The sequence below is a fragment of the Snodgrassella sp. ESL0253 genome (assembly GCF_013344965.1).
GTDB lineage: Bacteria > Pseudomonadota > Gammaproteobacteria > Burkholderiales > Neisseriaceae > Snodgrassella > Snodgrassella alvi_B.
In genome coordinates, this window is sequence record NZ_JAAEDQ010000018.1 from 16,640 (window position 1) to 27,060 (window position 10,421).

Annotated in this window: 13 protein-coding genes and 1 pseudogene; all 14 read left to right on the forward strand. The window is 31.7% G+C overall.

The window, feature by feature from the left end; genetic code table 11:
- Window positions 1-165: 165 nt before the first annotated feature.
- The 14 genes and pseudogenes from GYX26_RS10895 (at window position 166) to GYX26_RS10960 (ending at window position 9,595) form a co-directional block, all read left to right on the forward strand.
- Window positions 166-552, forward strand: a complete 387-nt coding sequence (locus tag GYX26_RS10895; RefSeq protein ID WP_202984318.1) for a hypothetical protein — start codon at window positions 166-168, stop codon at window positions 550-552.
- A 784-nt stretch (window positions 553-1,336) separates the two neighbouring features.
- On the forward strand, window positions 1,337-1,618 hold the full coding sequence (locus GYX26_RS10900) for a hypothetical protein (protein ID WP_174829260.1): 282 nt from the start codon (window positions 1,337-1,339) through the stop codon (window positions 1,616-1,618).
- Between the two features lie 152 nt (window positions 1,619-1,770).
- On the forward strand, window positions 1,771-1,965 hold the full coding sequence (locus tag GYX26_RS10905; protein ID WP_174829261.1) for a hypothetical protein: 195 nt from the start codon (window positions 1,771-1,773) through the stop codon (window positions 1,963-1,965).
- Window positions 1,966-2,694: 729 nt separating this feature from the next.
- A complete protein-coding gene (locus GYX26_RS11775; RefSeq protein WP_174829262.1) occupies window positions 2,695-2,802 on the forward strand; it encodes a hypothetical protein in 108 nt (35 codons plus the stop codon).
- Window positions 2,763-3,290 carry an SMI1/KNR4 family protein gene (locus tag GYX26_RS10915; protein ID WP_238791283.1) on the forward strand — a complete coding sequence of 176 codons (528 nt, stop codon included), beginning with the start codon at window positions 2,763-2,765 and terminating at the stop codon, window positions 3,288-3,290. Before GYX26_RS11775 ends, GYX26_RS10915 begins: the two co-directional genes overlap by 40 nt.
- 244 nt (window positions 3,291-3,534) lie before the next feature.
- Window positions 3,535-3,756: pseudogene (locus GYX26_RS10920) on the forward strand (transposase); the annotation flags it as partial.
- Window positions 3,757-4,079: 323 nt separating this feature from the next.
- On the forward strand, window positions 4,080-4,181 hold the full coding sequence (locus tag GYX26_RS11780) for a hypothetical protein (RefSeq protein WP_174829266.1): 102 nt from the start codon (window positions 4,080-4,082) through the stop codon (window positions 4,179-4,181).
- Between the two features lie 4 nt (window positions 4,182-4,185).
- Window positions 4,186-4,674 carry an SMI1/KNR4 family protein gene (locus GYX26_RS10935; protein WP_174829267.1) on the forward strand — a complete coding sequence of 163 codons (489 nt, stop codon included), beginning with the start codon at window positions 4,186-4,188 and terminating at the stop codon, window positions 4,672-4,674.
- A gap of 542 nt (window positions 4,675-5,216) precedes the next feature.
- Window positions 5,217-5,339, forward strand: coding sequence for a hypothetical protein (locus GYX26_RS11575; protein WP_255453872.1), 123 nt, complete (start codon window positions 5,217-5,219; stop codon window positions 5,337-5,339).
- Entirely contained in the window at window positions 5,336-5,752 is a 417-nt protein-coding gene (locus GYX26_RS10940; protein ID WP_174829268.1) for a hypothetical protein, read from the forward strand. Before GYX26_RS11575 ends, GYX26_RS10940 begins: the two co-directional genes overlap by 4 nt.
- Window positions 5,753-5,920: 168 nt before the next feature.
- Window positions 5,921-6,334, forward strand: coding sequence for a hypothetical protein (locus GYX26_RS10945; RefSeq protein ID WP_174829269.1), 414 nt, complete (start codon window positions 5,921-5,923; stop codon window positions 6,332-6,334).
- A 305-nt stretch (window positions 6,335-6,639) separates the two neighbouring features.
- Window positions 6,640-7,056, forward strand: a complete 417-nt coding sequence (locus GYX26_RS10950; RefSeq protein WP_174829270.1) for a hypothetical protein — start codon at window positions 6,640-6,642, stop codon at window positions 7,054-7,056.
- Between the two features lie 557 nt (window positions 7,057-7,613).
- Entirely contained in the window at window positions 7,614-8,261 is a 648-nt protein-coding gene (locus GYX26_RS10955; protein ID WP_174829271.1) for a hypothetical protein, read from the forward strand.
- Between the two features lie 335 nt (window positions 8,262-8,596).
- Window positions 8,597-9,595: a sel1 repeat family protein gene (locus GYX26_RS10960; RefSeq protein ID WP_174829272.1), complete on the forward strand. Its 999-nt coding sequence runs from the start codon at window positions 8,597-8,599 to the stop codon at window positions 9,593-9,595.
- Window positions 9,596-10,421: the final 826 nt, after the last annotated feature.

A 10,421-nucleotide genomic window follows, 5' to 3' on the forward strand; every position in this document is an offset into this window, starting at 1 on the left:
AATTAGTAGTTTTAAAAACCCAGTACTTAAGTACTGGGTTTTTAGTTTGAATAATAAATAATTCTATTTTAAAAATTTATGCCAATAAAAAGTTGTAGTAAAAAAGAAATTAATACTTTAAACTAATCTTACTTATAAATATATTTGAGTTTTAAAGGGTATAGGATGAAAAAATTGAACAAACTTAAATGGCTTACTCAAGTAATAGCTTTGCCTTGTGAAATTCAGAAAAGCTTGTTTCCTGATTTTTCTAATGTGGCTGAAGAGTTAGCAGTTGATTGGGGTATTGAATATGAGGTTTTAGAAGATGTGGAGGTATCTTTAAAAATAAATAATGTGCAACGTGCAGCTTTTAAAAAACTGGATGATTATATGGAGTCTATTAGCGGTCCTGAAAATATTCAATATTGGGATAATGAAGCACTTTGCAATTGTGCGGAATGGGAAATAATGAGACAAATGGCGCTTGAGATATTGAATGCCATGAATTGGGAAAATTCTGTACCACATGAGTCTGATGCAATTTATATAACGAAGGATGGTGTATTTTAATTAGTTAGAATTTAATTTTCTGCTAATGTTAGTAGGAAGTTAAATTCAATCATTATTCAAGATTTGAAACTTGTTAAAGAAGCTGATAACTCTTTATTTTAAATATTTCAATTTATTATAGCCAATAAATTATTTGGTTGTAGTTTTATATACAATCTTATAGCTCAAGGTATGAAGATAATTAGTTTTATATGATTTGTTTTGTATATTTGGTATATAGGGGTGCTCTTATTGATTAAAATTTTTTTTACTGTACTTTGCTTCGAACAAGTTTGGCCACCATGTCTGCAAAACTATCCATGGCGAAACAACTTATTACCTGTACAGCGATGAAAGCCTGATAGTTGTGCTGGATCAGCATGACACAATACAGGTAGCGTATGGCTGGTTGCCAGATATAGTGTGGTGAACCAGCCCATTGTAATCGGCCGGTCTGGACAATAATCCTACCTTAAAAAACACAGGTTATAACTACCTGATAACCTGGCTAATCAAACAGTGGACGGTAAACTTAAGAGGACAGTAGAGATGGAAAGGTATTGCCTATGCCTTTGGTTATATACAATGGATAACTTGATTGCTCTGAACTTGCTACATCTGCCTTTTATTGTTCCATCTAATGCATTAAAATATCCTCCCAAATTTGGTTTTTGCTTGGCGTTTGGAAAGGATTCGCTTTTAATTAAAAATGTATAACCCAAGTAATTCAGGTGGATTTTAGATGTAGGCAAGAGTGCTTCCGCTGGAGCTGCTTACCAGAAAATCAGATATAAGTTAGATAATCATGGGTGTTAATATTATGGTTCTGATAAATACTTTTATTATTGTAATTGGACTATATGTTTCATGTATGAATTGGTTGATATTTATTAATAATGATATTTTAAAAAATAAAAGTTCATCATATGGGCTGTTTATTGGAGGGATATTATTATTTGTAGGCATATCTAATTTGCCAGATCCATATAACCAATACGCTTATTCAGGATTTTTAATTGATTTTGGTTGTATTCCGTGGTTATTAGTTGGATTGGGATTTAAGATTATTAAATATCTAAAAAAATAAAGTTTACGCCTTTAATAAGTGTTATTCAATATATTAATTTTATTGGTAATTTATTAAAATAAATATATAGATAAAGATATTTGAAAATAGGTAATAGGAAAATATAATAACTCACTAAGTAATGTTTAACTATTCTACGAAAGGAAAAAAAGATGACAGATAAAGTTATGATTTATGCTGATATGCTAAATATAGCACTATATACTATTAGAAATGTTCAATCCCGTAATCCATTTGTAAAAGCTAGGGATAAATCAAGTTATTTTGAAGCCGAGCTAGCACATACTTTACCGTGGAATATTGTAGGGGCAAATTCTTGTATAGATTCGAAAGATTTATTTTTTTAAATTATAACGCTAAGTATTATTATGATAATTGTAATTCTGATTTATCATATAGTTACGTGGCACAAATTGAAAGAATTAAGAAATTATTCGCTTTAGTACCACCTGAGTTGAGAAAAGAGCTCAAATGGCATGGTCCGTAATTATTAAGGTTTTAAGTGATCAATAGAACTAATATCAAGTCTCAGTTTAAAAGCTGGGATTTTTTTATAGGGGACTATTAAGTCGCTAGTGATTTTCTGGGAGGAATGGGCGATGCACTATTAACCGAAGATAATATCAGTTTTGCTTACTAACTCGATAAAAGATAAATATGATATAGACCAGATTGATGAGTGTTATATAACTTACTGAATTGGATAGTAACTTGGGGATTGGGTTAGTAGTTATTTAGACAGTAGGCAAGGTTTGGCAAGAAAAACAAAAGGAATCAGTGATTTGTGTGTTGAGGAGAAATAACACCTACTTAACAACAAAGAAAATACTGAATACAAGACCCGATAGATTTTAAAGGAAATAAGGTTTATCTCCAATGACTTATTGAACCGTGATTTTCAATCAAGTTGGCTTGTTAAAGGAAGAATTGATATTGGTTTTAATCTGAATAGAATGGCTTATGGAAGAGTTCCTAAAGGTAAAGATGGACAATTCGTAAACGTATGTCTGTTGTCTTAAAGCCTGAATGGTATAGTACCTGGCACCATGCATTAAAACAATCACAAAGCCTTGCATATGAATTACAATACTAAATCGGCAACTCCAATTGATAGAAGTAAATTTGACAACTGGAGAGAAGGTTATTGGAAAGAAAGAGCAAAAAAATTATCAAAGGTAAAATGATGAAGCATATATCAAAAAATGATGTAATAAATTTAATTGAACAAAATCAGAATTTAGTTGACTTTGGAACAGCCAAAGACGCAGTTAGTGCACTGCATATAAAAAAAGCAGAAGATTTTATTGGGCTACCTTTTACTGATTCATACAAATGGTTTTTAAATCATTATGCTCGCGGATCAATTTGTGGAGATGAAATATTTAGTCTTAATGATAGTTTTGATTACTATGATTCCTATGATTCTAATACCGATATATTATATGGTGAAGATATAGTTTACAATCATATTATAGATTTAAAAAATAAACTGACAACAGATAAACAATTAGCAGTCTGTCATTCGGATATTGATGGTGAATTTTTCTTTGATTATACAAAATATGAAAACAATGAATGTCCAATATATATTTATTGGTCAAAGGATGAGTCTTTATTTTATGCACAGAATTTCTTAGAATTTTTGTATAAGAGGATAAAGGAATGTCAATAGATGTACTTTGATTATGCTTTAAAATAAGCACATCATTTATCTATAAATAGTAAATTAAAAAATTTAAAAGATAAACTTTCATAAATTTTCTAAGATGTTAATCCCGGTTTAAAGTCGGGATTATTTTTTACACAAAAACTCATTAGACAGATTTCATCAATTATTTAGTAATTGTAACTATCCCCTAAAATAGTACAGCTCTGAAGTAGAAAATTCTCTTCATTAACCCACAGAGGATTTAAACATGAAAAAGATGACTGAACATCAAATCGTATCTATTTTAAAAGAAGCTGAAGCCGGTATTCCTGTCAAAGAATTTTGCCGTAAATATGGCATCGGCAATTCCATTTTTATAAATGGTGGGAAAAATACGGTAGTATGGAAATGTCCGATATCAAACGTTTAAAGGAGCTGGAAGCTGAAAACCGCAGGCTTAAGCAGATGTTTGCCGAGCTCAGTTTAAAATCTCAGTTTCATGAGGAAATCATAAAAAAGCTATAGTGCCTACCAAGGCACGTAAAGCTTGGGCTGTGCAATTACAAGAAAGTCATCCTGTTACTATTACAATGAGTTGCCCTATTGTTTGCCTAAGCCGCTGTGCTTACTATTATCAACCAAAGTTACAAGGTGATTCAGTGATTATGTCAGTACTCAGTGCTATCACTGACAGGCATGTACGCTGGGGCTTTCCCAAGTGTTTTAATCGCATCAGAAAGCTCGGCTATAAATGGAATCATAAACGTGTGTATTGTGAATTAAAGCCATCAAAACAATCACAAAGCCTTGCATATGAATTACAATACTAAATCGGCAACTCCAATTGATAGAAGTAAATTTGACAACTGGAGAGAAGGTTATTGGAAAGAAAGAGCAAAAAATTATCAAAGGTAAAATGATGAAGCATATATCAAAAAATGATGTAATAAATTTAATTGAACAAAATCAGAATTTAGTTAACTTTGGAACAGCCGAAGATGCAGTTAGTACACTGCACATAAAAAAAGCAGAAGATTTTCTTGGTCTACCTTTCACTGATTCATACAAATGGTTTTTAAATAACTATGCGGGTGGATCAATTTGTGGAGATGAAATATTTAGTCTTTATGAAGGTTTTAGTTCCTATGATTCTTATGATTTTAATACGGATATAGCATATAGTGGAGATATAGTCTACAATCATATTATTGATTTAAGAAATAAATTTACAACAGATAAACAATTAGTAGTTTGTCATTCGGATATTGATGGTGAATTTTTCTTTGATTATACAAAATATGAAAATAATGAATGTCCAATATATATTTATTGGTCAAAGGATGAGTCTTTATTTTATGCACAGAATTTCTTAGAGTTTTTGTATAAGAGGATAAAGGAATGTCAATAGATGTACTTTGATTATGCTATAAGTAATCATATCGTTTATCTATAAATAATAAATTAAAAAGTTTAAAAGATGAGTTTTCATAAACTTTTTGAGATGTTAATCCCAGCTTAAAGCTGGGTTTATTTTTCCATAGAAAACTTATCTAACGGATTTAATTTGTAACTATCCCTTAGAATGATACAGCCTTGAAGAGGTTGATGATTAGTTACCAGATAATGTTTCAATATATTTGATATTCAACGCTTGCTGAGTAAAAAGGATGCCTGTATGACAGGACAGTGGCGGAAGCTACCTTTAAAAGTATAATACAGGGTTTGTTAAAGGGGAAAATTTTTGACAATCCAAGAATCACAACAAGCCTTTGTGGCTGATGCTTATTAGTACAACCAATGGTAGCATTCATCGTTAGACTATTTACCTCCCGTGGAATTTAGCAAACAGCTCTCCCTTAATTTTGTTGTTTGAATATGTGTTGCTATTCCATAACTATGATAGTAAATGGAAAGGATCTTTGTGGTTATTATCAAAAGGATATGCCTGCAATGGCTCAAACACCAAAGCTTAATTTATTGACGGAATATGCAAAGTCTAAAATCGCCTATAAAATAGTATATGAGTGGCAAGCTGGTATGGCAAGATTTAAGATAATGGAGATATATAAATGACAAATGGGGTTAAATTTAATGGAAAACTTTATGGTAGCATATTTTATTATGATAAAAGTATAGTTAATCGTAGCCCTACAATAGAAGATATAAATAATTCTCTGGATTTATTTGTATTAAATAGTGGTGTTCTTTATTTAGAACAAAATGAAGAGGAGGGTAATATTCCTTTTAGGTTAACGCTTTATGCAGAAAATCAGAAATATCTGGTTATGTTTGGAAAATCAAATCCGGAAGTTGATGATGACGTAGAAGTAAGAACTTTTTGGGACGATACACGCGCCCCAGGACTGATAAGTTTACAAGGTGATTTATGGGATAATAGAACTATAAGCGAAAATTTTAGTCTAGTCAGAAAAGCTTTTAATGAATTCTATCAGACAGGAGATATTGACCAAAATATAGTGAGTTAACCCAAAAGCTGCGAATTTTGATTTAGAGATTTTTTACATAAAAAGGAACAAATTCTAATCCAATAGTTTGGATTGCTCAGTCAAAAAGAAAGGCTATTGTGATAAGCCAACTTTGATTTATGAATGGCGAGTTGGTATGAATGAAGTTGATGTGAGAAAGGTTTAATAATGAAAGCTGGGTTTGCGTTTGGTGGATTTAAGTTAAAGCAGCACAAGCGTATTCAGTTACCTTTTAAGGGTAATCCAACAATAGACGATATAAATAATTATTTAGATTTATTTTTATTCAATGATGGTGTTCTTGAGTTGGAGCAAAATGAAGAGGAGGATAATATTCCTTTTAGGTTAACGCTTTATGCTGAAAATCAGAAATATCTAGTTATGTTTGGAAAATCGAATCCGGAAGTTGATGATGGCGTAGAAGTAAGAACTTTTTATGATAAGACGCGTACGCCTGGAGAATTATATCTCTTGGGGGATTTATGGGATAATTCAATAATTACTGAAGATTTTTCCTTGGTCAGAAAAGCTTTTAATGAGTTTTATCTGACAGGAGATATTGACCAAAATATAGTGAGCTAACCTAAAAGCCTTGAAAATTGAGTTTTATATATATAAATAGCAAAAAATTAAATGGAAAATATTGAAAGGGTATTTTAGATGTATTTTTGAATTAACAATGATATCAAAATGTGTCATCACTTTTGTCAAATATTCTTGTTTATAATTCGGGATGATGTAAAACATGAATAGGAAGTAATTTGTGGGACACTAGTAGATTTTATCAGGCCTTTTGTTGGTATATGGTTGGTATTTATTTGGTGTGGAAATAGGTTGTAGTATCTCTTGTAGCTTGGATAAATGTTCATATACAAAATAGTACTCACATGATGATAATTTTTTCAATTATATTTCTGATTTTTGGTCTAATAGTGTTTAAATCTACAGATTCAATTTATCTAAAAAGATATTTAAAAGGATTACAGGATACAAGAGAATATTTAAGTGACCAGGAGATTCTGGCCTTTTATATAGATTATAAGCTATCTGAAATAAGTGTCTTAGAGTTATGGAATGAAGTTGCAACCAATTTTGATATCCCTCCCGGCTATCTGAGGCCAGAAGATTGTTTGGCTGAGATGGGGATATTACAATTTATTGTAGATCATCCCAAACTGGAAAATTTAACTGATATTGCTAGAGAACGAGAAAAGGCATTAAACAAATCAATCGATTTGGAGAGCATTTCAACACTTGATGATTATATTAAAGCCTTTGCAGTCAAAGCACAGATAAAAAATTAAATAATAAACTTATACAGAGTAGAAGAAATTCACTCTATAGCATGTAAGAATAGATATAATCTAAGATGCCATATAACTTCTATTTATCAATATACAGCATTGATAGTCTATCTATAATGACATTTGTTTGTGATAAACATTTTGTGTAAGTCAATTATAAATAAGAGAAATATTACAATTTAGTCAGAAAGATTTCTATCATCTTTTAGTGATGGTTTTTTATTATATAGCAATGGATGTTTTTAGCAGCATTTTCTTAATAATCTGGCACAAGCAGGGAAGGTAACCGAGGATTGACTGATAATTTATAATATTGCAAGACCCTCTATGAGGTATTGAATACTATGACGCTGATTGAAGATAAAACAAGCAACATAATTCTTTATGTCAGTTCTGTGCTAGTAATAAAGAATTTACGGTTAATATACTTGTATCGAAATAAGGCCAGAGAAATTTAAGATAGTAATAGTATTATATAGGTAATAGGCGAATAAAAATTCTAATATATTGGCACTTATCAAGTTTAATAATTGGTTTTTTATAGATAGGAATAATTGATGCGTGAAAATTTAATAGGTCATCGTCACTGGGACATATTGGGGTTGTGCCCAGGAGAGAATGAATTCTTTAAATCTTTTATTATTGATGTAGAGGATGGCAATGAAAAGAACAATCTGTATATCACTATCGTAGTTTTTAGGTTGGATACTTTTGAGGCTTATTCATATTTTTATATTGATGCTGTTAATAAGAATAAAAAGGACAAAGAAGAATGGTATATTAAAACAAAAGAATATCTTAAACAGTTAGGCAGACCGGTAGACTGGCAAGAGCCGCATCGCTACTGCATTGCTCGACATGCATTTATAATTTTAAGAAATGAAAAATTTAAAATAGATTTAGAGAAAAATAAGCTAAATAGCAATGATATTTATCGTTATACGCTAATCTCCCAATTTAAAGAGGCTGCATTAATAAAAAAATTAAATAGGTTGTCTGATGAAGAAAAAATTCAATTATTTACTTTAAAAGATTGGGAAATAAAACTAAAAGACAAGGAATTAAATAATTACAGTAGAAAAGATATTTTATTTAATATTCATAGGCGCACGTATTTGTATAAAAGATTATTGGATAAAGAAAAATTTAAACAATACTATATAGAATACAATAAAAGAATAGATCAGCTTTATGGTGAAAATTAAATATGGCAATGATTTTGTCAGGGGGGATGGTTATATTAGCTCATAGGCTTTTTTAATGGGTAGTGAGATGATAATTTGGATTCTGTTTGATTAAGGATATTAAAAGTTGGGCATCGGTAATGGAAAACTGTGGCCATCTTTTTTTAAACAGTAATTATATTGTGGATTGTCGCAGCTGCAGGTGGGTGATATGAATGATAAGGGAACCATATGGTGCTGTAGCCGGAGGTATTGTCACAACAGGAGTGTCTGTTGCTGTATTCTATAAATATTTACATCAGGAATGTCAGGCTATAATCAGCGTATGGCAGCTTAACAGATAAAAGGAGTTTATTGTGAAAATTTATGGTGATAAAAAATTAAGTAAGCTTGAAAGTATTGCCTCTAAGGCTGAGACTGAAAAAAATTATAAAAAATCATTTTCTATTAACTATATGCTAGCCAGAAATAAGGTGGCTTCTGGTATGTGGGAAATAGGTCGTATGTGTGGTAATTCTGAGTTTCTGCGTCAGGATTTGAATAAAACATTAATCTGGGAAGTAAATGCAAATTTAAAAGATAATGTGCTTTTGTCAAATATTGCAGTAACTTATCGGCAGATGGGAGATTTACAAGCTTCGAAATATATTTTATCCCAAGCCTTAAAAGAGGGAGATGATGAGGCCGCATTGGATTTGGCCAAATTGTATAATATAAGTAAAAAGGAACATAAAAGGGTAAGAGAATTACTTAATCTGGTTTTAAATAGTGAGAATGTTTCTGAGTATGCTTTGGAAGAGTCGCGCTATATTTTAAAAAATATTGATATAAAGGGAAATATTGCTAAAACTTATGTACGATTAGGCAAGCCCATAAAATTAAATAATAAAATTTTTGAGAAACTGATTGGTGCAGAAATAAATTTTAATTTAGAAAATTATAAAAAAGCCTGTAAGCAATTTAGAAAATTAGCTAATGAAAATAAAAGTTATACAGCGATGGATTATTTAGGGAAAATATACCAATATGGCTTAGGTGTTGAGGCAAGTTATAAAATTAGTATGTTTTGGTATAAAAAAGCAATTCGTGCAGGTGGTGTGGATAGCTTAATAAATTTGGCTTTTTTATATAGAGATACTCAAAAAATAGATTTATATTGTGCTTATTTAAAGCAAGCAAAAAAGCATGGTAGTGACAGGGCTACTTTGTTATTGGCAAAATTATATAATATTTCTGCAAAAGAAAATCGGAGGGTAAAAAAATTGCTTAAGCAAGTTCTTAAAAGTAAAACATCAACTATCGATCTTATTTATGAGGCAAAAAGCTTATTGAAGCAATTACAAAAAAATAATTAAGGTTATGTTGATAATGAGCAGCAGCAAGCGGGTACCGCCGAATGGAGAAAACTCAATTTGCTGGACTGATAGTGGAATCGACTGGTTAGCTTGTTTATGCGAAAGTTATACAGAATAACAGTAATGATGCTATCGATAACCTTATCGGCAGTGTCCGGCAGGCAGGCGAGTGGCAGTACAACGAGCTCAACCAGCTAATCAAATGGGGAGAAGGCAAACAGCAGACCAGCCTGAGCTATACTGCTAACGGTCAACTGTCTACAGAAGAAAGCGTCAATAAAAAACTCAGCTACAGCTACAACGCAGCCGAACGCCTGAGTAAAGGGTAATGACACCAGTAAACTGAATAGCTACCAATACCGGTGTATCAGCAAAACTGTAAATGGCGAGACCACCTACTATCTCTATGGCAACGAAGACCTGCCAGCCGGACTAGGGCAGAACGGTAAATACACGTAGCATATGGTGGGAAGCCAGTCGGCGACTGAGGGAGTATCAGCCTTTTGTGGCAGACTGAAAACCAGACACTGAAAAATGCCACTTATCATTACCTGATAACTGGCTATCTGGGTACACCGTAATTGGGGCTAAACAGTAAGGGAAAATCAGGCAGGCCAATTAATAGCGTCATAGTTAACTGAGCAGAAATAACCAGACAATCATGAGTTTGTGTTTTCCGGTGGCAGTATTACGGTACAGATGTAAATACCCCATAGTTAGTACAAAACTGACGTAGAAAATCATGCTGCTTGTTTTAGTGTTTTATACTCAATCGGCGTCATATTATTTAGTGCTTCATGAGGTCTTTCGGTGTTATAAATGGTTA